The sequence below is a fragment of the Bacillus sp. AR4-2 genome (assembly GCF_008274865.1).
In the GTDB taxonomy this organism is placed as follows: domain Bacteria; phylum Bacillota; class Bacilli; order Bacillales; family Bacillaceae_G; genus Bacillus_A; species Bacillus_A cereus.
Window position 1 is genome coordinate 1,885,606 of record NZ_CP031062.1, and the last position, 26,845, is coordinate 1,912,450.

The following is a 26,845-nucleotide window of genomic DNA, read 5'->3' on the forward strand; positions in this document are numbered from 1 at the left end:
TACTTTTATAATAAATCCAAATGAAAAGAATAGTCAAAGGAAAAGGGTAAATATTGGTATGTTTCTGTAATAGTTTTTGAATTTGCTGTTATTTTGTCCGCTATACAAAAGGAATAACCCCCTACTTTTAGATTATAGAGGGTTATTTTAAATTAAGGTTTTGGAACACTTCTCGTTAAAGTGTATGACTGTTGCTTGGAGTAGTTTGTGGTCCATAGTGTTTGAAGGAAAGAAAGTATGCTATATGGGATATAGAGTAGTAATAAGCCGATTGTAACAATTATAGGTGAATTTCCGCCAAATTGAACGATAAATTGTAACAGTCCATTTGCATGAAAAACGCATTCCATAAAAACGAATGAAAGAATAATGGAACCTAAAATTGATTTATGATTTGAAGTAAGCGCTAAAAACAATGTGTCTACAAGAAAAGAATCATGTTTTATTTCATATTCATTTGTGTTTTTTAAGAAAGGAATCCATTTTTTTACTGCTTGCATAACGATAATCATGGAAGTACTACATACGATGATAAATGATGAGTAGTAAGGAAGGTTTATAAATTGTGCGATGTATAGAAGTAGTAATAAGACTGAACATTGTAATACTACAGTGCAAAAAGAGTAAGGTATCCATTTCAATACAGTAGTAAACTTTTTAAACGAGTTAGGTACTTTGAAAAATAAATGGCCGATACCCAAACTTATGAAAAATCCGATCGCAAGGGTAAAAGTAAAACGAACAATCGATATAAAATATATTTCCCATATGTAAGGGAATAATGGTGTTGAATGATTAGAAGTATGTATCATTTGGTTTGCTGAGAAAAAGATAGATTCATGCATCCAATCAACCTTTGGAATTGATATAGAAGAAAGCTGTGCGAAGTTTTGAAAAATGCTAATAAATCCATTTTGATAAGAGTAATTGTGTGTAATAAAAAGAGCTGGAATAGGACTTATGGCAAAAATAAAAATAACACCAATTATAAATTTACATATATGTGAGCGTAATAAGGACATATAACCACCTACTCTTAGAATATTCAGAAAATTCTTATTCTTATTTTAGCTTTTTTTGAAAGAAGTTACAATATATTTTTCATTTAGTAATTCAGAGAGAAGATTTGATAGCAAAAATATACAAGTGAAGGATTCATGAATAAATTATGACAAGAAAATGAATAATTTTCAGAAAAATAAAATAAATTATTTATTTTTTTCTGAAAATATAATATAGTTATGGCACAGAAAGTATTTTAACATAAGGAGGCTTTTTATGAGGATTAAAGGGAATTACGTGCCGAAAAGGGAAGTTTTACTGTGCTCAAGTTCGATTACGATTGGGGAAGCGTTAGAGCATTTAAATAAAACGGGGTATCGTTGTGTACCAGTTTTAGATGAAAAAAAAGAGAAATTTTTAGGGAATATATATAAAGTAGATATTTTAGAATATAAAGGATCACTTGATGAGAGTGTAATACAATTATTAAACGATAAAGAAGGATTTGTGAGAGAAGATTCATCTTTCTTTAAAGTATTTTTTACAATAAAAAAATTGCCTTATTTATCAGTAGTTGATGAAAAAGGGGTTTTCCTTGGAATTTTAACGCATAAAAAAGTTTTTGAGTTATTAGAGGATGCATGGGGCGTTCACTCTAGTAAATACTCTGTCATGATTGGAACGCAAGACTATAATGGAGCAATCCAAAAATTATCGACAGTTTTAAAGAAATACACTGGTATTCAAAGTTTGATGACTTTTGATAATGATGCCTTATTAGTTCGTAGAATTATGTTTACATTAGGAGAAGAGTTTAACGACGGTGAATTAGAGACATTATTGAAAGATTTAGAAGATCACGGATTTAGAGTTGTGTATGTGGAAGAGATGAAAAATCCACGTGAAGTTGAAACGATAGAGTAACATACAAAAGCCATCTAATTATATTATTAGATGGCTTTTGTATGTTACGTGTATAAAGTTATTTGAAAATAACAATTGAATAATAGGTGAGATTGTAACAATATTTGTGTAAGAGAATAAAAAATGTAGATAATTTCGATTTTCAAAAAAATCAATTTGAAAATATGTTTTTATTTTGCAACTAAATATGTTACTATATGTGTGATAAAAACAAAGAGGTCTGACATCTACACTCCACGTAATAACACTCTAATGATTTGAAAATTCAAAAAAATCAAAATTCAAAATAATAATTGTATTAATGATTAGAGTAAAAATAAGGGGAATGGAGAAATTATGGAGAAAGACACTGCTTTGTAAGGGGCATATTTTATCATCTTGAGCAGAGAGGAGGATGCATAGCATATTGTAAAATATAGAGATAAACAATGAAAAAGTGCTATGCAAATGAAGAGCATGAAGGGACGTTTAAGGCCAGGTGATACGGTAGCAATTGGTTTAATGCTATTTGCATTATTTTTAGGAGCAGGAAATTTAATTTTTCCGCCAGTTTTAGGTCAACAAGCAGGAGAGAATGTTTGGATTGCTACAATAGGATTCCTTGTAACGGGAGTCGGATTACCCCTACTAGCTGTAACAGCTGTCGCGTTTGTAGAGGGGGACTTGAAAGCGCTATCTTCTAGAGTCCACCCTATATTTGCGTTTATTTTCCCATTGATTAGTTATTTAGCAATTGGACCATTTTTCGCGATTCCTCGTACTGGAGCTGTTTCGTTTGAAATGGGTATGAAGCCGTTTTTATCAGAGGCAATGGTTTCAGAGTGGTACATGCTATTTCTTTTCACGATAGTTTTCTTCGGAATAACGTGGTATTTATCATTAAATCCATCTAAATTAGTGGATTGGTTCGGAAAGTTTCTTACACCATTATTAGTATTAATTGTCGCTGTTATTGTCGGAAAGGCAATTATTGATCCAATTGGAGAGCCAGCTGCGCCGTTAGCTGCTTACAAAGAAAATGCTTTCTTTGGTGGATTTATTCAAGGATATTTAACGATGGATGCAATTAGCGCGCTTGTATTCGGAATTGTCGTTGTACAAGTTATCCGCTCTAAAGGGATAAAAGAGAGTAGTCAAATTGCAAAAATAACAGTAGTATCAGGTATTATTGCTGTACTTGGTTTAACGTTAATTTATTTATCACTTGCTTATCTTGGTTCAACAAGTACATCACTTGGTATCTCAGAAAACGGTGGCCTTATTTTAACGAATGTTGTAAATGAGCTATATGGGACGAGTGGTAAAATTTTATTAGGGCTTGTTATTATACTCGCTTGTTTAACAACTTCTGTTGGGTTAACATCTGCGTGTGCAGGTTTCTTTACAAACTTATTCCCAAAACTTTCGCATAAAACGATTGTAACAATGGTATGTGTATTTAGTTTAATTGTATCTAACCTAGGTTTAACACAATTAATCGCAGTAACATTACCTGTGTTAATGATCATTTATCCAGTTGCAATTGTATTAATCGTACTTTCGTATTTCCATAAGTGGATTGGGAAGCGTAATACAATTTATATTGGAGCTATTTTAGGTGCATTGTTAATTAGTTTCTTTAACGGTTTAGAAAGTGCGAAAATTAAAATTGACGCGATTTCTAATGTACTACAAATGTTACCGTTATATAACGAAGGAATCGGATGGTTAATTCCATCATGTATTGGCGGGATTCTCGGTTTCTTCTTCTATAAATCAAATGAATCAAGTGAATTACAAAAGAAAGGTGCTTAGGCACCTTTCTTTTTTTGAAGGGGATTTTTGTATTTTGTCTAAGTAATAATTGGGGGGAATGATAAATGGCTAATTTTGAAGATTTTTTAAATTTGGATTTGAGAATTGGAACTGTAATACATGCAGAGGAATTTAAAGAAGCGAGAGTACCAGCGATTAAACTAGCAATAGATTTTGGAGAAATCGGGATAAAGCAGTCAAGTGCTCAAATTACGAAAAGGTATATTCCAGAAGATTTAATCGGTCAACAAATCGTTGCTGTTGTAAACTTTCCACCAAAGCGTGTAGCTGGATTCAAATCAGAAGTGCTTGTGCTTGGTGGTGTTCCTGAAGCTGATGATGTTGTGTTACTTCAGCCTAATATGGAATTGCCAAATGGAACAAAAATTAGCTAGGGTGAAGGTAGGGGCTAATATGGATATCGGACGAGAATATTTGCAATGTGCGATTTCGAACTTTAAAGCAACAAAGAAACAAGGGGAACGGGCACTTTCTCAATTATCATATGAACAAATACAATGGTTTTCTCATGAAGAAACAAATAGTATAGCGATTATTATTAAGCATCTGCACGGTAATATGCGTTCTAGATGGACGGATTTTTTAACGTCTGATGGTGAAAAAACAGATCGTAATCGAGATGGTGAATTTGAAGGATGCTATCATTCAAAAGAAGAAACCCTTATAGCTTGGCAAGAAGGATGGAAATATGTTTTTAATACGATGAATACTTTAACGCCGGAACACTTATTGAAGACGGTATACATTCGCGGTGAAGCACATACTGTCATGCAAGCAATTGAAAGGCAAATTTCTCATTATGCATTGCATATTGGTCAGATTATTTACATTGGGAAGATGTTAAAAGAAAATGAGTGGGAATGTTTAAGTATTCCGAGAGGTCAGTCTGCGCGTTATGTAGAGAAAAAACGTTCAACATAATAATAAGAAAGAAACCGATAAAAAATAGGAAAAAAGAAAGTCAGCCAAATAATAGATGGTTCTGTAATCATAAGAATACTGCCAAAAATAAGTCCATATATAATAAGAAAGAAATTGAAAAGTGTATTCACAGGGAGAAATCGTGAGATAAACACTTGCTGTCGTTTAAAACAATCACTGTGAAATAAATAAAAGCGGAAGTACCATGTGGCTGTAATAAGGTCTTTCTTTCTCACAATTCTTTTTTTGCATGTATGACAGATAAATGGTGGTTGCATTTCATTACGCTCCATTTTTTATTTTCATAATAATGTGAGACAAAAGTAGGTACAAAGTGTATGTTCCTATATACGCTCCTGCAATAAGGAAAAATGGATTCAGTAAAATTCCATGAATGCTCGTCATGAAAACTAAATCTTGTATTAAAACATCGTATATATTAATGGAAATAATTGTACCAAGTACATATAGTGCCAAGTACGCAGAAATATGTAGCACAATAGAGATTTTTGGTTGCTTAGCGGACAAATAAAAAATGAATGATAGAGCGATTGGTAATATTCCTATTAATAGCTTCAATTCATTTCACCTCATTAACAATATAGCCGAAATTTTAACGGTCTATTCTCTAGGGCTTGTACATAACTTGAAATAGAGAGGTGATAGTATGAATCGGGGCTTTTTTTTTATGAAGTTTACAAATATGCGTAAGTTAGTTTTATTTGTTATTACTACAGTGCTAGCGACTTTTTTTCTTATTAGTCTGATGGTAACCTCTATGAAAGAGACAAAGTCAACGTATTTATATAATTGGTTAAATGAGTTATCGATGAATGGTTACATGTATGTACTTGGAAAAGAGAATCATTATTTTACACAGGAGTATCGAAATTTGAATCAAGATTTTTCAATTTCTTCTTTTCTCTTTTCTATGGCTACAAATATTCGCTTTAATGATGTACGCAGTTTTGTCGGGAAAGAGCTCCCGGGATTTGGTAAGTACGATACAGAAATTGTTATTGCGGGTGAGGGTACAAATTATTCTAACTTACCGATAGAGTCGAGTGTTCCTCTTGAAGAAGTAGTGAAGGAACGGACTAGTGGAACTGGACAAGCACCTAAACAAGATACGAATAAAGAGAAAAAACAGCCGTCCCAAACGACTGGGAAGAGACAAGTTGCGTTTATTTATCATACACATAGCTGGGAATCTTATTTACCTTTACTTAACTTAACGAATGACCCGAATCCGAATAAAGCAACGAGTTCTGTGTCGAATATTTCTATATTAGGAGATCGTTTCCGTGAACAACTAGAAGGTGAAGGGATTGGAGCTACTAACGATAAGAGTGATGTTGGTCAAAAGTTAATAAGTAAAGGTTTAAACAGTAATAGTTCGTATAAAATGTCACGAGAAATTGTGCAGCAAGCTATGGCTGGAAATAAAGATCTTCAATACTTTTTTGATTTGCATCGTGATAGTGCCCGAAAGAATGTAACGACAAAAACAATTGGAGATAAATCATATGCAAAGCTTGCATTTGTAGTAGGGAAAGGAAATAAAAACTATGAAAAAAACTTACAATTAGCGACAGCTTTACATGAGGCGATTAATAAGAAATATCCAGGAGTGAGCCGTGGGGTCATTCAAAAAGGGTTCCAGACAGGAAATGGAATCTATAATCAAGACCTATCAGGACAAGCGATATTAATAGAAGTTGGCGGTGTAGATAATACAGAGGAAGAATTGAATCGATCAATTGATGCACTTGCTAAAGCATTTGGTGAATATTTTTGGCAGGCAGAAAAAGTGAATGGATAAAGTGAAATTTAAATTGGTGAGAGACCTCACCTGATGAGGAGGAATTCACAGTATTTTTGAAAAAACGTAAGTGTAATGCTTGCGTTTTTTCTTTGTAATGATGAGACGTCACAGAATAGACATAATTTGTCGTTGTTATAGTAATATCGAAATTTGTCAATTTATAGCAGGAGATTTACAAAGGGATTTTCAGGAAAGTAGAGAAAATCTTTTTATAAGGAAAACTTTTTATGATGAAACTGGTAGGGTGATTGAAGTGATTAGGGAGATCGAAATAGAAGATGCATCATCATTTTTGCAATTAAGTAAGCAATTAGATGAAGGAACGAAGTTTATGTTATATGAACCAGGAGAAAGAAAAACTACAGCTGAGCAACAAGAAAAAATGATCCATCGCTTTATAGAAAATGAATATGCAACAATATTTGTAGCAGTTGAAGATGAGAGGATAGTAGGTTTTATATTAGTGAATGGAAATAACATTCAAAGAAAGAGGCATGTGGCAACCATTGTAATTGGTATTTTACAAGAGTATAACGGGCGAGGTATTGGGACGAGATTGTTTAAAGAGGTTGAGAAGTGGGCAAAATTACATGATGTATGGCGTTTAGAATTAACAGTAATGGCCCACAATACAAGAGCTCAGGCACTATATAAAAAAGCTGGATTTGAGAAAGAAGGTGTCAAAAAAGCTGCTCTTATTATCGATGGAAAGGGCATCGATGAGTATGAAATGGCCAAATTATTAAAATAAGAGGTCGTTATATGAAAAAAAGATGGGCACTACTTGGTATTGTAGCTGCAATAATTATTATTGGAGTAGCAGGAATCAATTATAAAATGTATAAGGATAAGCAGGCGCGGGAAGTAAGTGTAAATAGCATATTTCCGAAAGCGAAAGAAACGATTGCTAATATGGATGGGGATATTGCGGTAATTAATAATCCGAATTCAATGCTTGTACTTGTAAATAAAAGTAGGCGTTTACCAGATGGGTATAGACCGCCAGATTTAGTTATTCCGAAAGTGCGCTACTCTAGTGAAGGGGATCAAGAAAAGAAAAAGATGAGAAAAGAGGCAGCGAGGGCGCTTGAGGATATGTTTCAGCAGGCTGACAACGAGCGTATTTTTCTTTTTGCAGTTTCTGGATTTAGATCTTTTGATCGACAAAAAGCATTAAATACGATGTATAAAAAACAAGACGGGGAAGCAAAAACAGCAATGTCTAGCGCGGTTCCTGGCACAAGTGAGCATCAAACTGGACTAGCTATGGATATTACGTCTCAATCTGCTAAATTTCAGTTAGAGACAGTTTTTGGGGAAACGAAAGAAGGTCAGTGGCTTTCTGAAAATGCCCATAAATTTGGTTTTGTGGTTCGATACACAAAAGCGAAAGAAACGATTACGGGCTATCGGTATGAACCATGGCACGTAAGGTATGTGGGAAATCCACAAGCTACATATTTGTATGATAATCAACTGACACTTGAAGAAGTAACAGAGTGAACAATTGAGGGGAGAGACGTACAATGACGATGTTATATAAGAAAAAAGTACATGCATATATTACAAGAGAACAAGAGGGGGTTATGCAATTACTTGTTTTTAAACATCGTGATATACATGAAGCTGGTATTCAAGTGCCAGGGGGAACGGTTGATGAAGGTGAAACGTTAGAAGCTGCTATATTGCGTGAAGTACAGGAAGAATCCGGATTGCGTCATTTATGCATAGAGCGTTTTTTAGCAGATTACATTATACATATGAAAGAAAAACAGGAGTATGAAAAACGCCACTTTTTCCATGTAACTTTACTAACAGATGTAAAGGATACTTGGGAACATATTGTAAGTGCTGGTGAGGAAGATAAAGGATTAGTATTTTGCTACGAATGGGTTGATATTGCAAAATGCCCTGAATTAGCTGGAAAACAAGGTGAGTTTTTACATTTATTAGATGAAGTATACGCACAGTAATGTAAGAGTCTGAAGCGAAGGTTAATCCGTTTCAGACTTTTTTTATTTTTCGGGAAATTAAAGGTGTTTAAATAAGGATATTGAATTTCTTTAAAGGGATATTAATTTAGGATGTGTTGAGATGAAAAATTGAAAAAGTAAGGGGTATATGCTAAAAAAGTTCATATAAGGGAGAATATAAATGGAAATTCAGTTTAATCCAATCTTAAAAAAGGAATTAACAATTCAAGATATTCAAAATGAAATGGAATCTGGAAAGCTAACTTCAAAAGAGCTAGTGATGTATTATCTCTATAGAATCGCAAAGTATGATCAAGACGGGCCGAAAATTAATTCAATTTTAGAAATCAATCCAGATGCTATTTTTATTGCAGAAGCGTTAGATTATGAAAGAAAGACAAACGGCGTAAGGGGACCATTGCATGGAATACCTGTTTTGCTTAAGGATAATATTGAAACGAATGACTTCATGCATACAAGTGCAGGTACAATAGCTCTAGAACAAAATATAAGCAGTGAAGATGCATTTCTCGTTACTAAACTGCGAGAAGCAGGGGCAGTGATAATAGGAAAAACGAATATGACAGAATTAGCAAATGCAATGTCTTTTGAAATGTGGGCTGGATATAGTGCAAGAGGTGGTCAAACAATCAATCCATATGGAACGGGCAAGGATCATATGTTTGTTGGCGGATCTAGTACAGGATCTGCAATAGCAGTTGCTGCTAACTTTACAGTAGTATCTGTTGGGACAGAAACCGATGCTTCTATTGTGAGCCCCGCTGTTCAAAATTCTGTAGTAGGTATTAAACCGACTGTCGGTTTAATTAGTCGTAGAGGAATTATTCCATTTACTTATTCGCAAGATACAGCTGGACCATTTGCTAGAACGGTAACCGATGCTGCTATTTTGCTAGGAAGTTTAACTGGAGTGGATGAGAAAGATGTAGTTACTCACAAAAGTGACGGTAGGGCATATCGGGATTATACATCTTACCTTGATGCAAATGGTTTAAATGGAGCGAAGATTGGTGTGTTTAACGATGCACCAAAAGATTATTACGAAAATGGTGAGTATGATGAAATCTTGTTTAAGGAAACGATCCAAGTATTACGTAATGAAGGAGCGACAGTAGTAGAAAATATTGATATTCCTTCTTTTCATAGAGAATGGAGCTGGGGAGTTCCGCTTTATGAGCTGAAGCATAGTTTAGATAACTATCTTTCTAAATTACCTTCTACTATCCCGGTACATTCTATTTCGGAGTTAATGGAGTTTAATAAAAACATAGCAGAAAGAGCTTTAAAATATGGACAAACTAAGTTAGAGGGAAGAAAAGATTTTCCTAATACGTTACGAAATCCAGAATATTTAAATGCGAGATTAGAAGATATATATTTTTCTCAAGAACAAGGCATTGATTTTGCATTGGAAAAATATAATCTTGATGCGATACTGTTTCCTTCCTATATAGGTTCTACTATATGTGCGAAAGCGGGTTATCCGTCTATAGCAATACCGGCAGGGTATATGGAAAGCGGGAGGCCTTTTGGAATTACCATTGCAAGCACTGCCTTTAGTGAAGGGATATTAATTAAATTAGCTTATGCTTTTGAACAAGCGACAAAGCATAGAAAAATCCCCAACTTATCATGAATAGAATAAACAAAGAGGACAGGAATCCCTGTCCTCTTTGTTTTAGTGATTAAATTGAAATATCGTTCTGCTCTGTCTTATGATATTTTAATAAACTAAAAGATAAACAAGCGGAACATAAAATAAGAATAGAAGCGATGATATAAATTGTACGAACACCGAACATATCAGTAATAATGCCAATGATAAGCATAGATAGTCCAGAGGCTGTTGAAAGAAGTGCGCCATGTGCTGTATACATTTTTGATAATAAAGAAGGGGCGACACTTGATTGTAAAACAGTCGTTTGGGAAATATCTCTAATTTGATAACATGGTCCCATTAGAACACATAGAAAAAGCGCAATAAATCCGCTGCTTGTCATACCATATAAAAATGTAAGAATGCTAAATATAAGAGAGCTAATCGACATAGATCGTATTAAATTGTTTTGAATATAGGAACTCATTTTCCATGCTAATAGACCACCGATTAACGTGCCAACATAATAACTTGTATTAATATATCCCCACCATTCTTCGCCCTTATGAAGGATAGTCGTAACGTATGCCATCGTAATAGCGCCAATCCATATTGTCCCTGCGAAAGTTTCGATTAAGTCCATATATGTAACGGTACGGAGAGAAGGATTTTGAAATAGGAGTTTCCAACCTTCCAATAAAACAGTACTTTTGGAAGCGGGAGAATCTGCTATTCTTTCAGTATGTATGGAACGTAATGAAAAATGTAATGCAATGCATCCGAAAATCATTAAAATGTTATTAATCATGATTGTAGAAGTAGCGCCAATGAGAAGAACGACAATACTCGTAAATGAATAAGCAACGGCTTGCACAATTTGTGTTGAAAAGGAAAAGATACTATTTACTTTTACTAATTTTTCTTTCGGTGTAAGGCGCGGAAGAATACCGTATAATAATGGAGCACTCCACCCGCTACATAATGAAATGACAAAAATAAAAGTTAATAGAGCTATAATGTTTGTGGATAAGACCGGGAACCAAATCATTAATAATAGTAAAAAGACTGTTTTCAACCATTGGAGCGTATATAACAGCGTATAAGATGGAAAACGATTTATTATAAGTGGTGCAGAGATGTTAGCAATTAGATTTGTGATAACTTGTAATAATGGAAAAAGAGCAGTAATAGTAGCTGATTTAGTTGCTATATAAATATGAGTTGTAATAATCATTACATATACGATGTCAGCGAGAGTAATGCATATTTTGGAACCTAAATAGTAGATTAGTGACAGGTTTCTCAATAAGAATATCACCTCTATAAAAAATAGTATTTAGTAATTGTAATAATTGTAATTTAAAAATTAAAATTTTTAAAGAATTTAATTTTTTGTCACTTTTTGAAAGGGATTTTCATGTATAATGAAGAATATATTGATATAGTATTATATTAATGATCATTGTAACGGTGAATATGTACAATAGCTTGTAGCAAACGCCCAAGTGTAAGAAAGGGCGGATAAACCATTCTTTTCTTCATATACATATAGAAAATGAGAAAGAAAGTGAGGGTTGCATATGGCTGCTTGGGTAATTTGGTTTATAATAGCTGGTATTTTATTTATCGCGGAAATGTTGTCGATTACATTTTACATGCTTTGGCTTGGAATTGGAGCTGTTGTCGGAGGTCTTATTGCTTTGTTTGCTCCTGATACACTACTGTTACAAGTTACTGTTGGTGCAATTGTAAGTTTAACTTTGACATTCTTTACGAAAAGAATTTCAAAAAACTTTCGAGAAGCAAAAGGTTTTACTGATACAGTAGATATGCTTGTTGGTAAAAGAGGGATTGTTATGCAAGCGATTACAAATGAAGCGAATGGTATTGTGAAGGTGGATGGAGATACTTGGACAGCTATTGCAGATTCTTCAATTGATGCTGGAGAAAAAGTCGTTGTTATAAAGAGGCATAGTACTATATTACAAGTGAAAAAGGAGAGTGAATAAATATGGTAGCATTAACGTTAACGATTATATTCGCACTAATTGTAGTTACATTTATCGCATTAACAATTAAAATTATTCCTCAGCAAAAAGTTGGGGTTGTTGAAAGATTTGGTAAGTTTCAACGTATAATGCACCCAGGGTTAAATATTTTAATACCAATTGTAGATCGTGTTCGTGTATATCATGACTTACGCATTCAACAAACGAATGTACCACCGCAAAAGGTAATTACGAAAGATAATGTTCAAGTAGAGATTGATACAATTATTTTCTATCAAATTGTTGAACCAGAACTTGCGACATATGGTATTTCAAACTATGAATATGGTGTTCGTAATATTACTTCAGCAACGATGCGTCAAATCATCGGCAAAATGGAACTGGATGAAACGTTATCTGGTCGTGAAAAAATTTCAACAGAAATCCGTTTAGCGCTTGATGAAGCAACAGAAAAATGGGGCGTACGTATTGAACGTGTCGAAGTTGTTGATATTAACCCGCCAAAAGATGTGCAAGCATCAATGGAAAAACAAATGAAGGCTGAGCGTAATAAACGTGCGATTATTTTAGAAGCTGAAGCAGCAAAACAAGATAAAGTCCTTCGCGCTGAAGGGGAAAAGCAAAGTAAAATCTTGATGGCTGAAGGGGATAAAGAAGCGCGTATTCGCGAAGCTGAAGGTATAAAAGAAGCAAAAGAATTAGAAGCACAAGGGGAAGCACGAGCAATTGAAGAAATTGCAAAAGCAGAACAAAATCGTATTGAATTGCTTCGTGAAGCAAATTTGGATGAGCGTATACTTGCTTACAAATCATTTGAATCATTAGCTGAAGTTGCAAAAGGACCAGCAAATAAAGTCTTTATTCCGTCTAATGCAATTGAAACACTTGGTACTCTTGGGGCAATTGGAGAAATATTTAAAGAAAAACAAGCGAAGAAACTACTTTCAAATGATACAGGAAAAGAACAATAAAAGTGAGGAAGAGAAATGGTATACCATTTCTCTTTTTTTGTGCGTATATTCTGAAAAGCTTGTACATATCCATGTATAAAGAAGGTGATGCAGTGAAAAAGTATGCAACTCGAATACATGGGAAGAAACTGATTTCGTTACTCCTTTTATATGCGCTAATAGTAATTATGATAGCGTCGATTTTGACGTCATTTTTACATACAATGAAATCGAATTATGCAAATCAATGGTTTGGAAAAGTATCGATGCAAGGTTTTGTTCAAATGATAGAAAGTGAGAATCGCTATTACGGATTTGATTATTTTAAGAAGAATAAAAGAGAGTCAGTTGGGAATTTAATGTTCTCTATCGCGACAGATTTGAAAATTAAAGATTTAAGAACATTCGTCGGTAAAGAAGTACCTGGTATGTCAAAGTATTATTCTAATATTATCGTAGCTGGGGAAGGGACAAACTTGACGAATATCCCAAATGAATCTAGTGTACCGATTGAAGAAGTAACGAAAGAACGGGAAATAGCAAAAGATAAAGTTACAGAAGCGGAAAAGAATAATCCGGTTCAGAAAAAGAACGGAGCGAAAAAAGGTGAAAGTGCAGTATATATTTATCATACACATAGCTGGGAATCCTTCTTTCCATTATTACCAGGGGCAACTGATCCATCTAGCCCAGATGTAAATGTGTCTTTACTAGGGAAACGTATGAAAGAGCAACTTGAAGGACAAGGAATTCCGGTAGTTCATGATAAAACGAATATGGGTGATTTATTAGCGAGTAAAAAGTGGGTATGGTATCAGTCATATAAAGCGTCTCATGAATATGTAAAAGAAGCATTAGCACAAAATAATAAAATTGCGTTTCCGATAGATATACACCGTGACGATCAGCGTAAGAAAGTAACAACAAAAGTAATTAACGGAAAATCGTATGCAAGATTATATTTTATAATTGGGATGGAAAATGAAGGCCGTGCTGAAAATGAAAAAATTGCAAGAGCGATCAATAGTTATTTAGATGAAAACTATTACGGATTAAGTAGAGGGATTTTTCCAAAGTATAAAAAAGATGGAAATGGCGTTTATAACCAAGATTTATCGAAAAATGCGATGTTAATTGAAGTTGGTGGTGTTGATAATACGTTAGATGAATTATATAACACAATTGATGTGTTAACAGAAGCGTTTAGTAAATATTATTGGAATGATGCGGAAAAAGTGAATGGATGAGGGACGGGAGACCGTTCCTTTTTTATTTTGGAATCTTAAAATGTGATATAATGGAATTTTATGAATATTAAATAAAGGGAGAGAGAAACATGCAAATACTACTAATACGCCACGGAGAATCAGAAGCTGATATTTTACATGTGCATGAAGGTCGAGCTGATTTTGAGTTAACTGACAAAGGGAGACAACAAGTACAAAGACTTGTACAGAAAGTGAAAAAAGATTTTTCACCAGATTTCATTTGGGCAAGCACATTAAAACGCGCTCGTGAAACGGGTGAAACATTAGCAGAAGCAATTGGTTGTCCAATTCAATTAGAAGAGGAATTAATGGAGTTTAATAATGGAGTGCAAGCAGGCTTATCATTTGAAGAAGCAAAGAAATATCCAGAGCCAAAGTTTCTTCATGATCGTTTTGAAAACGGGGAATCGTTTATTGAGTTTCGAATGAGAATAGAAGGAATCTTTTCTAAAATCTTGACAGAGAATACATATGACCGAATTGCAATTGTTGCCCATGGAGGCGTAATTAATAGTCTATTACGTGCATTTTTCAAAATGTCAATTTCAATGGACTACTATTTCAAAATGGGAGATACGGGAATAAGTTTAATTGAAATTGAGGGTGAACAAAAAACGGTGCATTTCATTAATGATACGAATCATTTGGACGGGATGTAAAGACTTATGTACAAAGTTGTATTTTTCGATGTTGACGGTACGTTATTAAGTGAGATTGATAGAAGCATGCACGAAAGTACAAAAGAAGCGGTACAAAGATTAATAGATAAAGGAATTCACGTAGTTGTTACAACTGGAAGACCATATAGTTTATGCTCACAATTTAAGGAACTAGGTATAAATACGTTTATTTCAGCAAATGGTGCACATATAAAATGTGGGAAAGAAGTTATACATAAATCAGTACTTTCAAGCGAAATCGTTCATGATATTTCAAATTTTGCTGAATTACATGGTCACAGTGTTTCTTACTTTACAGAAGAATTTGCAATGAATAATATTGCTTCCAAAGATGAACGTGTCATGCGAGCGTTAAATGAAACTTTAAATTTAGAGCAGTATCCTGACAAAGTTAGAAACTTATCAGATGAAATGTATTGCATATGTCTGTATGCTGATGACACAGAAGCTCAAAAATTCATTGAAAGATATCCAGCACTTACGTTTGAGCGTTTTCATGGTTACGTTATAAATGTATTGGAAGATAGTAAAGTATCGAAGCTAACTGCAATTCAAAAAGTATTGGAACATTTAAATATTAGTAAATCAGAAGCCATTGCCTTTGGCGATGGTGGAAATGATATTGAAATGTTGCAGTATGTAGGATTAGGAGTTGCGATGGGAAATGGTGGAGAGGAGTTGAAGAGAAGGGCTGATTTCCTTACAACGAAGGCGAGTGAAGGCGGAATTTCTTATGCGTTAAAGAAGTTGCGCATTATTTAAAACTAATAGTTAGTCAGTGTGAAAAATCCTGTTTTAATAATGGCTTTTGTTAATATGTATACTGTTTTAGGGAATTATTTGAGCTCTCCTACTTACAATTTAACTGCAGAACAAATCCTTTATTTTCGCTTAGCAGGGCTGTTTGGTATGTTGCTGTCACCACTTGCAGGTCGTTTAACAAAGAGGTTTGAAGTAAGGAAAGTTCTTCAAGGAGGATTGTTGATTGCTATTTTTAGTCTAAGTTCAATGGGCTTTGTTTCATATCTATCTCTACTTGTAATGATGAGTGTCTGTTTTGTAATAGGTATTGCTATATCCGTTCCGTCTTTAGTTTCTCTTGTAGGTCAATTAGGAGGGAAAGCAAGGGGAATAGCAGTATCTATTTATACTTTTATTTTATTTTTAGGTACTAGTATAGGACCTATCATTTCTATTTATCTTATGAAAATAGGCGGTTATGCTCAAACATTTATTTTATTAGGAATGATACTTTTTATTGGTTTTGTAGCTTCTCTATTTATAATTAATGAATGAGTGGAAAATCACTCAAATAAAGGAATGCGAGGATCTTTCATATGCTCGCATAATAAAATATGAATTTGTCCACGATGATGATAAAAGTGTGCAACGATTTCAAGTAACCATTCAAAGCGCGAATAAGAAATACCCCAATAGGCAGTCATAACTTCTGCTAATTCTATTTGGGAGTAGGAAAGAAATGTTTTAGAGAGAAGGTTGTATCCTTCAATCATCGTTTGTTGCATGTGAGCAACTGTTACGGGCGTATGTTCTATATAAAAGGTATGTAATTCTTTTTCTGAAATACCATTTAAAATGAGTAAATCAGCATGACAAATAAGAGAAAGATGTGCACACATTTCAAATAATGATCGTTTTGAGTGAATCGGTTGTATTTTTAAATCGTTTTCACTATATTGGTTAAGCATATAAATAGAAGTATCAATAGCAACTTTTAGTTGATGCAATGCAGATTGAACAAACATTGTAATTCTCCTCGTCTCCGTATATAATAGTTTCTTGAGGATATTATATCATACTCAAAATTCCGAAAATTCTAGTAGTTTGACTAGCATAATGAAAAGTATTATATTGTAAAAGGTCATATGAAACGTGAAATAGAATGGAATGCAATTATTGAGTTAGGAGTTAGACCAATGAGTTTGAAATATGGAAGAGATACAATTGTAGAAATTGACTTAAATGCTGTAAAACATAATGTAAAAGAATTTAAAAAACATGTAAATGATGAAGAAATTAAGATGATGGCTGCTGTAAAAGCGAATGGGTATGGCCATGGGGCAGTTGAAGTTGCCAAAGCTGCAATTGAAGCTGGGATACATCAACTTGCAGTTGCATTTGTAGATGAAGCAATAGAATTAAGAGAAGCAGGAATTACTGTGCCGATTTTAATTTTAGGATACACACCAGTAGCGGCTGTAGAAGATGTAATTCAATATGACGTTATGATGACTGTTTATAGAGTAGAAGATTTACATGGTATAAATGAAATTGCAAACCGTCTTCAAAAGAAAGTACAAATTCAAGTGAAAATTGATACAGGAATGAGTCGTATCGGTTTACAAGAAGAAGAAGTTAAACCATTTTTAGAAGAATTAAACCGTATGGAGTATGTAGAGGTAGTAGGGATATTTACGCATTACTCTACGGCAGATGAAATCGATAAATCATATACGAATATGCAAACAAGTTTATTTGAAAAGGCTGTTAATACAGCGAAAGAATTAGGAATTCAAATACCATATATTCATAGTTCAAATAGTGCGGGATCAATGGAATTAAGTAACACATTTCAAAATATGGTACGCGTTGGAATAGGCGTGTACGGTATGTATCCGTCAAAAGAAGTGGATCATTCAGTCGTTTCTTTACAGCCTGCGTTGTCGTTAAAATCAAAAGTAGCTCATATTAAACATGCGAAGAAGAATCGTGGTGTAAGTTATGGGAATACGTATGTAACAACTGGTGAAGAATGGATTGCGACTGTACCAATTGGTTATGCTGATGGTTATAACCGTCAATTATCTAATAAAGGCTATGCGTTAATTAACGGGGTTCGAGTACCTGTTATTGGCCGTGTTTGTATGGATCAGTTAATGTTGGATGTTTCAAAAGCGATGCCAGTACAAGTAGGAGACGAAGTAGTATTCTACGGTAAACAAGGTGAAGAAAATATCGCAGTAGAAGAAATAGCGGATATGTTAGGTACAATAAACTATGAAGTTACATGTATGCTAGATAGAAGAATTCCGCGTGTCTATAAAGAAAATGACGAAACAACTGCAGTTGTAAATATATTAAGAAAAAACTGAATCATTTCGATTCAGTTTTTTTATTCATATCAAATGCGAATATACCCTCGTTATGTAATACGGAGTAAACTTTGTGAAACACACTTTTTAGTTCATCTAAATTAAACTATCACCGGCAGAGATGACCAGTCCCGCAACAAAGATCTAATATACGAGAGTAGGGAAGAGCATCTTGTAAAACGAGGCTGGGTAGGAGTGTTAAACAAAATGTCTCCAATGTTTATTATAGATGTTTGCTAAAATATCATAATTAGAATAAATTGTTTTTTTAACATATGTATTCACCTAAAAATTCATTAAATTATAATAGTCATGCCTCGTTTTAATTTCAAAACCACATTGTGTATATAGTTTTAAAGCGTGGATATTTTTCGTTTCGACGTCTAACTCAATTGTTGAAACTCCTTCTGTAATAAGGGTATGTACTATATTACAAAGAATATCTTTTCCGTATCCTTTACCTTGATAAGAAGGATGAACGGCGAATCCTGATAGTGTAGTAGATTGCTCTTGTTTAGAAACTGTAATTGTTCCTATCACTTTTTCAGCAATAAGGGCACTGTAAACTTGATGGGAAGATGAATTCATCATTTTTTGTAACCATGTAGCCGTATTTTCTACTGAATCACCAAAAGCTTTACTAGAAATTTTAATAAGGTCAAGAAGTGATTCTGAAGGTGCAAGAGTAAGCTGTATATTATTATCTGTTGTTTTTTGAATTTCGTTTGTTTTGAACGCCATACTATATTCACTATATAAATATGGTAACTTCATATGTTTTACAAATGCATTCCCAGAAATAGAATCCCCATTAATAATAAGAAGAGCTTCATCTGTCGCTCTATTTTGTATTTCTTTCATTGCAGTTTGTAAAAGGATAGTTCCGAAATGTTGTTTTCTAAAATGAGGATGTACAAAGCCTATTAGTTCAAGCTTTGTTGGTCTTTCGAAATCATACATATTTAAAGCGCCAATTAATTGAGTACCGTTATAAAGAAGAAAAACGTTTATATAATCTTCATTTCGATTTTTTAAAAAGTTGATATGTAAATCTGAAGAGTAATCAAGATTATCTTGTTGTCCGCAAATATAAGCTAAATCCTTCATTTGCTGTATTTCACTTTCTGTTACAGAACGCTTTTTCTGAATATCCATTGTATACTCCCTCTCATTTGTATTTAAAAATAGGATGGGTGACTTAACCATTTCTTTAATTCCACATTACCTTGCACAGATAACAGTCGGTATAAATAACGATAAGGCTGTCTATATTCTTCTAAGTGAGGAATAGACATAATTGTTTCGTAACCACTTTTAAAGGCATGTGCTTCTTTTTCGGTAAGTACATATTCTAGTCCGATAAAATCAAACTCTCGCGGAGCAACAGCGTAAGCTTCAGTATCTACTAAACCCGTAATAGTTGTACCGTCAGATAAAAATTGAGTAGGATCCATATCAATTAAGACGAGTGTAGATTCCTTTGGTACGGACAGGGAAGAAAGTTGTGATTCAAAGGTAGGGAATGCATTTTTTATGCTTTCATCATCGGAATAAAACATATTCACAAGCTCTTTACTCACGTTTAAAATATGTGATTGGAATTCATCTAGTGGAACTTGGAACGTGCCAGACGGATTTCCTATGAAATCGGCTTTGAATTTATGTATTTCTGCAAGTCCTTTTCCTAGGCTGAATAAAATAGAATCTGGTTGCTCGATAAAAGATTGAACTGTGTTACCTACTAACTTTTCGACCACCACAAATTCACGGCTATTTAAAACATGTTTTTCTAATATTGTTGGGATAGGAAGATTCGTATGTTCTTGCAGCAATGTATGTACAGTTTCTAAATGATGGACGTTCCTTGGATCAATTCCAAATAGATTTTTACATCCCCACCAAAAATCATTATTTGGTTCTTCATTCATTTTAGAAGCACGAACGATAACTTCTGTATCTTCTGTTTGAACGAGAAAAACATCACTTGCATGATCTTCATAACCTGGGTGCAAGGCTTGAACGGATAGAATAGGTGAATTGAATAGTTGTTGTAACATGAAAAGACTCCTTTTTCTGTAAATTCCATAAATTCATTATATAACAGATGATGAGTTATGAGGATAAAGATAAAAAGATTGAAAGCATACTTACATTTATAGTGAAAACTCATTAAAAATATTATATTTCTCTATTTTTGTATGAATTGTCTAAAAATAATGGTGGTAATACTTGAATGTAAGACTCGTATCTTTAAATCTATGAAGAGTAAAAGTAAAATTAAGCATTCATTTATAAGATTGTGAATCACAATAATGTAGACTATAGAAAATATTTCTCAATAATAAAATGAAGAGAAAAGCATGAAGAAGTAGAATGCATTCATTTATAATAGACTTAAATTAATTAATATAATTAATTGTTAATTTTATTATATTAATTGGATAGGAGAGAATGTTATGGCAAATGTACTCGTAATAAATTTTCCTGGGGAAGGTCATATTAATCCGACTTTAGCTATTGTAAGTGAGTTAATTCAGCGAGGGGAAACAGTTGTTTCTTATTGTATTGAAGATTATAGAAAGAAGGTTGAAGCAACAGGTGCGGAATTCCGAGTGTTTGAGAATTTTCTCTCTCAAATTAATATTATGGAACGAGTAAATGAAGGTGGGAGCCCTTTGACGATGCTATCTCATATGATTGAAGCATCAGAGCGTATTGTTACTCAAATTGTAGAAGAAACAAAAGAGGAAAAATACGATTATTTAATATATGATAATCATTTTCCAGTAGGACGTATTATAGCGAATATTTTACACTTACCAAGTGTTTCATCCTGTACAACGTTTGCTGTTAATCAGTACATTAATTTTCATGATGAGCAAGAATCGAGACAAGTAGATGAAATGGATCCATTATATCAATCTTGTTTAGCGGGAATGGAAAGATGGAATAAGCAGTATGGAATGAAATGTAATAGTATGTATGATATTATGAACCATCCTGGTGATATTACGATTGTATATACTTCAAAAGAATATCAGCCACGTTCAGAGGTATTTGATGAATCGTATAAATTTGTAGGTCCATCAATTGCTACTCGAAAAGAAGTGGGGAGTTTTCCTACCGAAGATTTAAAAAATGAAAAAGTGATTTTCATTTCTATGGGAACAGTTTTTAATGAACAACCTGCTTTGTATGAAAAATGTTTTGAAGCTTTTAAAGATGTTGATGCGACAGTCGTATTAGTCGTTGGTAAGAAGATAAATATAAGTCAATTTGAAAATATCCCGAAAAACTTTAAGTTGTATAATTATGTCCCGCAATTAGAAGTTTTACAGCATGCTGATGTATTCGTGACACATGGTGGTATGAATAGTTCGAGTGAAGCGTTATATTACGGTGTTCCATTAGTTGTAATTCCGGTAACAGGAGATCAGCCATTCGTTGCAAAACGATTGACTGAAGTAGGGGCAGGAATAAGACTTAATCGCAACGAGTTAACTTCTGAATTGTTACGTGAGGCTGTAAAGAAAGTAATGGATGATGTGACGTTTAAGGAGAATAGTCGTAAAGTGGGAGAGTCGCTTAGAAATGCCGGTGGATATCAAAGGGCAGTTGAGGAAATATTCAAATTAAAAATGAAGCCGTACGTAAAGATTAAATAGATGTTAAAAACACACTTACTTTTAATTTGTAAGTGTGTTTTTAGTATTACGCGTTACATGTGTTACATAAAAATAGCGATAAAGGAGAAACTTTTCTGTATATAAATCGATACCTTTGAATTAGTAGTAAAATTACGTTAAAATAATACTAAGAAAATATATAAGTTTTGGGGGTAATGAATGAAGAAAGTATTTGAATACGTATTATTAACAATTGGCTCAATTATAGTAGCAGGTTCATTAGAGCTTATTTTAGCACCTAATGGATTAGTAGATGGCGGGGTAACGGCTATTGCTATTATGGCAAATAAAGTCGCAGGATTGCCGCTTTATGGTGTGTTCTTAGGAATTAATATCCCAATTTTATTATTTACTGCAAAAGTAATGGGAAAGAAATTTTTTATCCGTACATCTTATGCGAATGTAGTTACAACACTCGGATTAATTTATTTAAAACCATTTCCAGCAATTACGACTTCTGAGTTATTAATTGTACTTTATGGTGGAGTACTGTTTGGAATTGGTGTTGGGATTGTTGTTAAAATGGGTGGAGCAATTGACGGTTCGGAAATGTTGGCAGTTTGGATGAATAAACACTTTAATGTACCGATTAGTACATTTTTACTTGCAGTAAATGCAGTTATTTTCATTTTTGTTGCCATTTTATTTTCAATCGAACAAGCGATGTTCTCGTTAGCAATTTTCTATATTGTTACGAAGATGATTGATTTTATACTAGATGGTATTAATCAAGGTAAGAGCGTTATGATTATTTCTGGTAAGAATAAAGAAATAGGCGATTTACTTATGAAAGAATTGCAACTATCTGTTACGTATCTACATGGAGAAGGTGGTTTTTTAGGGGAGCATAAGAGAATCATTTATTGCATTACAAACCGATTCATTTATCCGAAAATGAAAGATCTCGTTCTCTCTGTAGATCCAACCGCTATAATTGAAGCTTCCTATTCAACAGAAACGACTGGTGTGAAACGTCCGGGAAGGAAAGTTAGGTCAGGTGAATAACTAGAAGAAGGCTGTCCAAAAAGTTATTTTGGAACAGCCTTCTTTTTTATTTTGTTGAATTGTTAACATGTTACAAGTTAAACCCAATGTTAACAAGTTTCCTTGCAACTAGGAAACCAAGCGTCTTTCAATAATATAGCCAACGTTTCAATTTTATTTTCCGGAATACTACCAAAGCCGAGTAATACGTATGATTCCTTACGTAAATCATTCACGAAATCATATGGAGAAAGTGGGTATAATTTAACGCTTTGTTTTTTAGCGGATTCAATCAGTTCATTTTCATTCATACTGTTATTTACACATAAAACAATATGAAGTCCGGACTGTTCGCCAAGAATTTGAACATTAGCCCCCATTTCTTTCGTAATGGATTTTACTAACGTATGATGTTTTCTTTTATATAGTGTACGACTCCGATTAAGGTGACGTTCCCAATTCCCGTTTTGTATAAAGTTAGCAAAAGCAAGTTGTTGTATTGTAGAGACTGTTTGTTTGAAAATTCCATGCAGTTCTTGATATGTTTTTAAAAGATGTGGTGGTAAAACAACATATCCCATTCGTAAAGAAGGTAAAAAAGATTTTGAGAAAGTTCCCATATAAATAACGCGTTCATTTGAATCAAGACTTTGTAAAGAAGGAATCGGCTTACCAGCGTAGCGAAACTCTCCGTCATAGTCATCTTCAATAATGTATCCATTGCAATCATTAGCCCACTTTAACAATTCTAATCTTCTAGATAAAGGCATAATAATCCCGAGTGGAAATTGGTGTGATGGTGTAACGTATGCGACATTGGAATTTGTATTGTATAAACTAGAAATATCAATCCCTTTTTCATCCAATAGTATGGGATGAATTTGTCTATCACAGCTTTTAATAATTGCGTGTATACGGTGAAATCCAGGGTTTTCAATGCCGTATTCTTTTGTAGGGCCAAGCAGTTGAAGTAGTAGCCAGAGAAGTGGCTGTGTTCCGGCGCCGATCACAATTTGATCAGGTGAAGAATGTACACCGCGAGAATGATATAAATATGTTGATATATGCTCTCGAAGAGCGAATTCACCTTGAGGATCTTCTTTGGCAAATAGTGCATTTTCGTATGTAAGTATGGATTCTTGTAATGCTCGTTTCCAATTTGTAATCGGAAATGCATTTTGATCAATAAGCCCTTGGCTACAATCATATTCAAATTTTTCTTCTATCAAATTGTTCGTCTTCTTTGCTGCATTTCGTTTTTTATTTGGGATAACGTCAATATCGAAATTTGCTACAAAAATACCACGTTTCGGTTTACTTTCTGCATAACCTTCAGCTAATAACTGTTGATAAGCTGATTCAACAGTAATGCGGCTAATATTAAGTTGTGATGCTAAATTTCTGTGTGAGGGTAGACGTGTGCCAACAGAAATAGTCCCTTGTATAATTTCAGCTTTTATATATTCGTAAATTTGCAAGTAAATAGGTGTGTTACTTTGTAATTGCAATGGGATAATAAAATCCATATAAAACTCTCCTTTAAAACTGGCCTTATAAAAAACACTTAAACTGCCACTTAAGTAAAGGGCAGTTTCTTTCTATAATAATGATATAACATTTAGAAAATTATTTAAATAGTTAAGGGAGAGTTAAAAATGAATGTTAAAGAAGTAGTAACAGAAGAGCAATTACATGAAGTATTACCTGTTTTACAGCAATTAAGAACGAAACTTTCAAAAGAGGAAACAAGCTCTTTATTTCGAAATATGAAAGAAGAAAATTATAAACTATTTTCGCTGCGTAATGAGGATGGTGAAGTTGTTAGCCTTGCAGGTGTAGCAATTTGTACGAACTTTTATAATAAGAAACACGTTTTCGTATATGACCTTGTAACAGCAGAAGCACATCGTTCAAAAAGACATGGGAAAGTATTACTTTCGTATATAGAGAACTGGGGAAAGGAAAACGAATGTGAGTCTATCGTCCTCACGTCAGCATTTTCAAGAATTGATGCTCATCGTTTTTATGAAAGAGAAGGGTATGATAAGGTGAGTTATTCTTTTCATAAAGAATTATAAAAAATAAGAAGAAGTTGTCCCGCAAAAGTTGGGAACAGCTTCTTCTTATTTTTTAAGTTATTATTAAACCGTAAATAGGTTGTAAGTTATGGTATATGTATTTGAAAAGGTTATATAGTGTATTTTGTCGAATTGTTTTAATTTAATAAAGAGAATGATTGGAGCGCTTATACTTGAAAAAAATAAAGAAACTATCAATCCCTAATGATGCTAGAGTTATCGTCATATCTGATATTCATGGAGAATTAAATCTTTTAAAAGAAGCACTACATAAAGTTAACTTTAAAGATGAAGATTATTTAATTATTAATGGAGATCTTTGCGAGAAAGGACGAGATAGCGTAGGCGTAGTAAACTACGTTATGAATCTTGTAAAGAACAATTCAAAGGTTCACGTTGTTGAAGGGAATTGTGAAGTTATAGTTGATGCTCTTCTAAATGAAAATCCTGATCTTATTAATTATTTATGTATGAGAAAGCACTCGATTTTTAATGAATGGCTAGAGCAATTGGGTTTTTCAGTTCATGAGGGCACTTCAATTCGTGAAGTGAAAGAAGCATTGTTAAGTGAATTTTCACAAGAACTATATTGGCTAACAGAGTTGCCAACAGCGATTGAAACAGAAGATTATATTTTTGTGCATGCCGGTCTAGAAGATAGAGTAGATTGGAAACAAACTGAGCGCAAAAATGCGATAGCAATGCCACAGTTTTTTAATAAATCACATAAAGCAAATAAGTATGTAATAGTTGGTCATTGGCCTGTCGTGAACTATTCTGAAGAAGCACCGTCTAACAATCCAGTTATTGATAAGGAGAAAAAAATTATTGCAATTGATGGAGGAAATGCAATTAAAGAAGCAGGGCAATTAAACGTATTTATTATTCAGAGGAAACAAACGGGCGATACGTTTTCTTATACATATGTAGACTATTTTCCGGAGTATGAAGTAATAGCGGATTTTAATGCGAATTCAGAAATGCAGGGCGGAGTGACATATCCGTATTATTACATAGAGCCTATCCAGAAGATGCAAGATTACACCGTATGTAAACAAAAGGAAACGAATAATTTACTCACTGTAAAAAATGAATATATGAAACAACTTGAGTCAGGTGAATATACAGTGAAAACCGATATTTCTTGTGCGCAAATAAGCGTTAGGAAGGGAGATATCGTTTCTCTCATTGATGATAGCTGTTCAGGATATGATTTAATTAAAAAAGATGGCGTAGAGGGTTGGATAGGGAAAGGGATTTTAGTTGAGATAGAAAAAGTGAAAAATAAAACATTAAGCTGAAATAGGAGGGATATAACCTCCTATTTTTTTTAAGGAGTAGATTGCTTGCTGTCTTTAATAAGTAAATAAATCGTACTCGGCAGAATGATAAGCGTCATTCCTAAAAGAATTGCTAGTATAGCATAACCTCTATAGGGAGCAGAAACGATAAAAGGAAGTATCGCTAAAAAAATACCTGCTATCATCATTGAAATACTACTAATATTTGAAGCTCTTTTTTCAAGGTGCTTATCATTCCATTCTAATGAAACGGTTGATTTAGTCGTATCAATTTTGGAACTGAAATAACCTATTAATATAAATAAAAGCCCTAATGCTAAAAATATGAAATGATCAAGAGGAAGTGAAAAGCCAAGAGCGATGAGGGCGATGACAATATCGACAAAAAATAAGAATAGTAACATTGTGTTGCCGATCCAATGGAGAAATTTCTGGTTACTCGCTGCTTTAGATAAAGCTAAAAATACAAAGAATAAGAAGGAACATATAATTATATTTACGATTACAAAAGTGCTTTTATCCATTGTTGATGTAGGCGTTCCATTGAAGTCCCATTTCGTAACAATATTTGATGGTAAGAAGAAATATAGAATAATATTTGTCGTAATAATAGTGAGAAATATAGCAATACTAAATCGATTATTCACTAAATCACCAGCTTTCTAAATCAATAATTGGTATCTAATAACAAAATTATA

General features: G+C 33.6%; 28 protein-coding genes and 2 pseudogenes. 20 read left to right on the plus strand and 10 right to left on the minus strand.

Translation table 11 applies throughout. The features are described 5' to 3' along the window. Positions 1 to 152: 152 nt before the first annotated feature. Positions 153 to 1,022, minus strand: a complete 870-nt coding sequence (locus tag DN399_RS09825; RefSeq protein ID WP_000055265.1) for a hypothetical protein — start codon at positions 1,020 to 1,022, stop codon at positions 153 to 155. Between the two features lie 256 nt (positions 1,023 to 1,278). Here DN399_RS09825 and cbpA point away from each other — a divergent pair, with 256 nt between their 5' ends. The 4 genes from cbpA (at position 1,279) to DN399_RS09845 (ending at position 4,662) form a co-directional block, all read left to right on the plus strand. Further along, a complete protein-coding gene (cbpA, locus tag DN399_RS09830) occupies positions 1,279 to 1,926 on the plus strand; it encodes a cyclic di-AMP binding protein CbpA (RefSeq protein WP_001220526.1) in 648 nt (215 codons plus the stop codon). Between the two features lie 456 nt (positions 1,927 to 2,382). Beyond that, complete coding sequence (gene brnQ4, locus DN399_RS09835) at positions 2,383 to 3,720, plus strand: branched-chain amino acid transport system II carrier protein BrnQ4 (protein ID WP_011110049.1); 1,338 nt, start codon at positions 2,383 to 2,385, stop codon at positions 3,718 to 3,720. A gap of 65 nt (positions 3,721 to 3,785) precedes the next feature. Then, positions 3,786 to 4,115 carry a chaperone CsaA gene (csaA, locus tag DN399_RS09840; RefSeq protein ID WP_001263013.1) on the plus strand — a complete coding sequence of 110 codons (330 nt, stop codon included), beginning with the start codon at positions 3,786 to 3,788 and terminating at the stop codon, positions 4,113 to 4,115. Then, positions 4,096 to 4,662 carry a DUF1572 domain-containing protein gene (locus DN399_RS09845; protein WP_048535521.1) on the plus strand — a complete coding sequence of 189 codons (567 nt, stop codon included), beginning with the start codon at positions 4,096 to 4,098 and terminating at the stop codon, positions 4,660 to 4,662. Before csaA ends, DN399_RS09845 begins: the two co-directional genes overlap by 20 nt. On the opposite strand, the gene DN399_RS09850 is transcribed toward DN399_RS09845, so the two are convergent. Both DN399_RS09850 and DN399_RS09855 read right to left on the minus strand, forming a co-directional pair. Next, positions 4,635 to 4,940: a hypothetical protein gene (locus DN399_RS09850; RefSeq protein WP_002164560.1), complete on the minus strand. Its 306-nt coding sequence runs from the start codon at positions 4,938 to 4,940 to the stop codon at positions 4,635 to 4,637. The two genes, DN399_RS09845 and DN399_RS09850, sit on opposite strands and share 28 nt — an antisense overlap. Positions 4,941 to 4,944: 4 nt before the next feature. Then, on the minus strand, positions 4,945 to 5,241 hold the full coding sequence (locus DN399_RS09855) for a hypothetical protein (protein ID WP_000770738.1): 297 nt from the start codon (positions 5,239 to 5,241) through the stop codon (positions 4,945 to 4,947). An 88-nt stretch (positions 5,242 to 5,329) separates the two neighbouring features. Here DN399_RS09855 and spoIIP (DN399_RS09860) point away from each other — a divergent pair, with 88 nt between their 5' ends. The 5 genes from spoIIP (DN399_RS09860) to DN399_RS09880 all read left to right on the plus strand — a co-directional run bounded on the left by spoIIP (DN399_RS09860) (position 5,330) and on the right by DN399_RS09880 (position 10,117). Continuing rightward, positions 5,330 to 6,484: a stage II sporulation protein P gene (gene spoIIP, locus DN399_RS09860; RefSeq protein WP_001079278.1), complete on the plus strand. Its 1,155-nt coding sequence runs from the start codon at positions 5,330 to 5,332 to the stop codon at positions 6,482 to 6,484. A 256-nt stretch (positions 6,485 to 6,740) separates the two neighbouring features. Then, positions 6,741 to 7,238 (plus strand): GNAT family N-acetyltransferase, encoded by a 498-nt coding sequence (locus tag DN399_RS09865; RefSeq protein ID WP_149149522.1) that lies wholly within the window; start codon positions 6,741 to 6,743, stop codon positions 7,236 to 7,238. An 11-nt stretch (positions 7,239 to 7,249) separates the two neighbouring features. Beyond that, entirely contained in the window at positions 7,250 to 7,990 is a 741-nt protein-coding gene (locus DN399_RS09870) for a M15 family metallopeptidase (protein ID WP_000747647.1), read from the plus strand. Between the two features lie 23 nt (positions 7,991 to 8,013). Beyond that, on the plus strand, positions 8,014 to 8,460 hold the full coding sequence (locus DN399_RS09875) for an NUDIX hydrolase (protein ID WP_000178293.1): 447 nt from the start codon (positions 8,014 to 8,016) through the stop codon (positions 8,458 to 8,460). 181 nt (positions 8,461 to 8,641) lie between these two features. Beyond that, the gene (locus DN399_RS09880; RefSeq protein ID WP_149149523.1) at positions 8,642 to 10,117 is read left to right on the plus strand and encodes an amidase family protein; all 1,476 of its coding nucleotides are present in this window, start codon (positions 8,642 to 8,644) and stop codon (positions 10,115 to 10,117) included. Between the two features lie 49 nt (positions 10,118 to 10,166). On the opposite strand, the gene DN399_RS09885 is transcribed toward DN399_RS09880, so the two are convergent. Continuing rightward, positions 10,167 to 11,384 carry an MFS transporter gene (locus tag DN399_RS09885; protein WP_113304843.1) on the minus strand — a complete coding sequence of 406 codons (1,218 nt, stop codon included), beginning with the start codon at positions 11,382 to 11,384 and terminating at the stop codon, positions 10,167 to 10,169. A gap of 274 nt (positions 11,385 to 11,658) precedes the next feature. Between DN399_RS09885 and DN399_RS09890 the strand changes: the two genes are divergently transcribed. The 6 genes and pseudogenes from DN399_RS09890 to DN399_RS09915 all read left to right on the plus strand — a co-directional run. Continuing rightward, the gene (locus tag DN399_RS09890; protein ID WP_113304844.1) at positions 11,659 to 12,087 is read left to right on the plus strand and encodes an NfeD family protein; all 429 of its coding nucleotides are present in this window, start codon (positions 11,659 to 11,661) and stop codon (positions 12,085 to 12,087) included. A gap of 2 nt (positions 12,088 to 12,089) precedes the next feature. Then, on the plus strand, positions 12,090 to 13,058 hold the full coding sequence (locus tag DN399_RS09895; protein ID WP_000226251.1) for an SPFH domain-containing protein: 969 nt from the start codon (positions 12,090 to 12,092) through the stop codon (positions 13,056 to 13,058). A 20-nt stretch (positions 13,059 to 13,078) separates the two neighbouring features. Then, complete coding sequence (spoIIP, locus tag DN399_RS09900) at positions 13,079 to 14,284, plus strand: stage II sporulation protein P (protein ID WP_306426789.1); 1,206 nt, start codon at positions 13,079 to 13,081, stop codon at positions 14,282 to 14,284. An 89-nt stretch (positions 14,285 to 14,373) separates the two neighbouring features. Further along, entirely contained in the window at positions 14,374 to 14,964 is a 591-nt protein-coding gene (locus tag DN399_RS09905) for a histidine phosphatase family protein (RefSeq protein WP_086388644.1), read from the plus strand. A 6-nt stretch (positions 14,965 to 14,970) separates the two neighbouring features. Further along, positions 14,971 to 15,747: a Cof-type HAD-IIB family hydrolase gene (locus DN399_RS09910; protein ID WP_000278974.1), complete on the plus strand. Its 777-nt coding sequence runs from the start codon at positions 14,971 to 14,973 to the stop codon at positions 15,745 to 15,747. 30 nt (positions 15,748 to 15,777) lie between these two features. After that, positions 15,778 to 16,281: pseudogene (locus tag DN399_RS09915) on the plus strand (MFS transporter); the annotation flags it as partial. An 8-nt stretch (positions 16,282 to 16,289) separates the two neighbouring features. Here the strand turns inward: DN399_RS09915 and DN399_RS09920 are convergent. Beyond that, the gene (locus DN399_RS09920) at positions 16,290 to 16,751 is read right to left on the minus strand and encodes a DinB family protein (protein ID WP_000498002.1); all 462 of its coding nucleotides are present in this window, start codon (positions 16,749 to 16,751) and stop codon (positions 16,290 to 16,292) included. A 171-nt stretch (positions 16,752 to 16,922) separates the two neighbouring features. Between DN399_RS09920 and alr the strand changes: the two genes are divergently transcribed. After that, positions 16,923 to 18,098 (plus strand): alanine racemase, encoded by a 1,176-nt coding sequence (gene alr / locus DN399_RS09925; RefSeq protein ID WP_002182683.1) that lies wholly within the window; start codon positions 16,923 to 16,925, stop codon positions 18,096 to 18,098. Between the two features lie 22 nt (positions 18,099 to 18,120). Here the strand turns inward: alr and DN399_RS28345 are convergent. The 3 genes and pseudogenes from DN399_RS28345 to DN399_RS09940 form a co-directional block, all read right to left on the minus strand. Beyond that, positions 18,121 to 18,383, minus strand: a pseudogene (locus DN399_RS28345) (class I SAM-dependent methyltransferase); the annotation flags it as partial. Next, positions 18,384 to 19,253, minus strand: coding sequence for a GNAT family N-acetyltransferase (locus tag DN399_RS09935; protein ID WP_086388647.1), 870 nt, complete (start codon positions 19,251 to 19,253; stop codon positions 18,384 to 18,386). A gap of 23 nt (positions 19,254 to 19,276) precedes the next feature. Then, positions 19,277 to 20,155 (minus strand): hypothetical protein, encoded by an 879-nt coding sequence (locus DN399_RS09940; protein WP_006923785.1) that lies wholly within the window; start codon positions 20,153 to 20,155, stop codon positions 19,277 to 19,279. A gap of 399 nt (positions 20,156 to 20,554) precedes the next feature. On the opposite strand from DN399_RS09940, the gene DN399_RS09945 reads away from it, so the two are divergent. Next, positions 20,555 to 21,763, plus strand: coding sequence for a macrolide family glycosyltransferase (locus DN399_RS09945; protein ID WP_149149524.1), 1,209 nt, complete (start codon positions 20,555 to 20,557; stop codon positions 21,761 to 21,763). 180 nt (positions 21,764 to 21,943) lie between these two features. Continuing rightward, positions 21,944 to 22,789 carry a YitT family protein gene (locus DN399_RS09950; protein ID WP_000755127.1) on the plus strand — a complete coding sequence of 282 codons (846 nt, stop codon included), beginning with the start codon at positions 21,944 to 21,946 and terminating at the stop codon, positions 22,787 to 22,789. Positions 22,790 to 22,878: 89 nt separating this feature from the next. Here the strand turns inward: DN399_RS09950 and pdxR are convergent, their stop codons facing one another. Continuing rightward, positions 22,879 to 24,294 carry a MocR-like pyridoxine biosynthesis transcription factor PdxR gene (pdxR, locus tag DN399_RS09955; RefSeq protein ID WP_048558200.1) on the minus strand — a complete coding sequence of 472 codons (1,416 nt, stop codon included), beginning with the start codon at positions 24,292 to 24,294 and terminating at the stop codon, positions 22,879 to 22,881. Positions 24,295 to 24,423: 129 nt separating this feature from the next. Between pdxR and DN399_RS09960 the strand changes: the two genes are divergently transcribed. Beyond that, positions 24,424 to 24,846, plus strand: coding sequence for a GNAT family N-acetyltransferase (locus DN399_RS09960; protein WP_001101118.1), 423 nt, complete (start codon positions 24,424 to 24,426; stop codon positions 24,844 to 24,846). A 173-nt stretch (positions 24,847 to 25,019) separates the two neighbouring features. Then, positions 25,020 to 26,147 (plus strand): metallophosphoesterase, encoded by a 1,128-nt coding sequence (locus DN399_RS09965; protein WP_149149525.1) that lies wholly within the window; start codon positions 25,020 to 25,022, stop codon positions 26,145 to 26,147. A 29-nt stretch (positions 26,148 to 26,176) separates the two neighbouring features. On the opposite strand, the gene DN399_RS09970 is transcribed toward DN399_RS09965, so the two are convergent. Beyond that, a complete protein-coding gene (locus DN399_RS09970) occupies positions 26,177 to 26,794 on the minus strand; it encodes a DUF1648 domain-containing protein (protein ID WP_149149526.1) in 618 nt (205 codons plus the stop codon). Positions 26,795 to 26,845 lie beyond the last annotated feature (51 nt).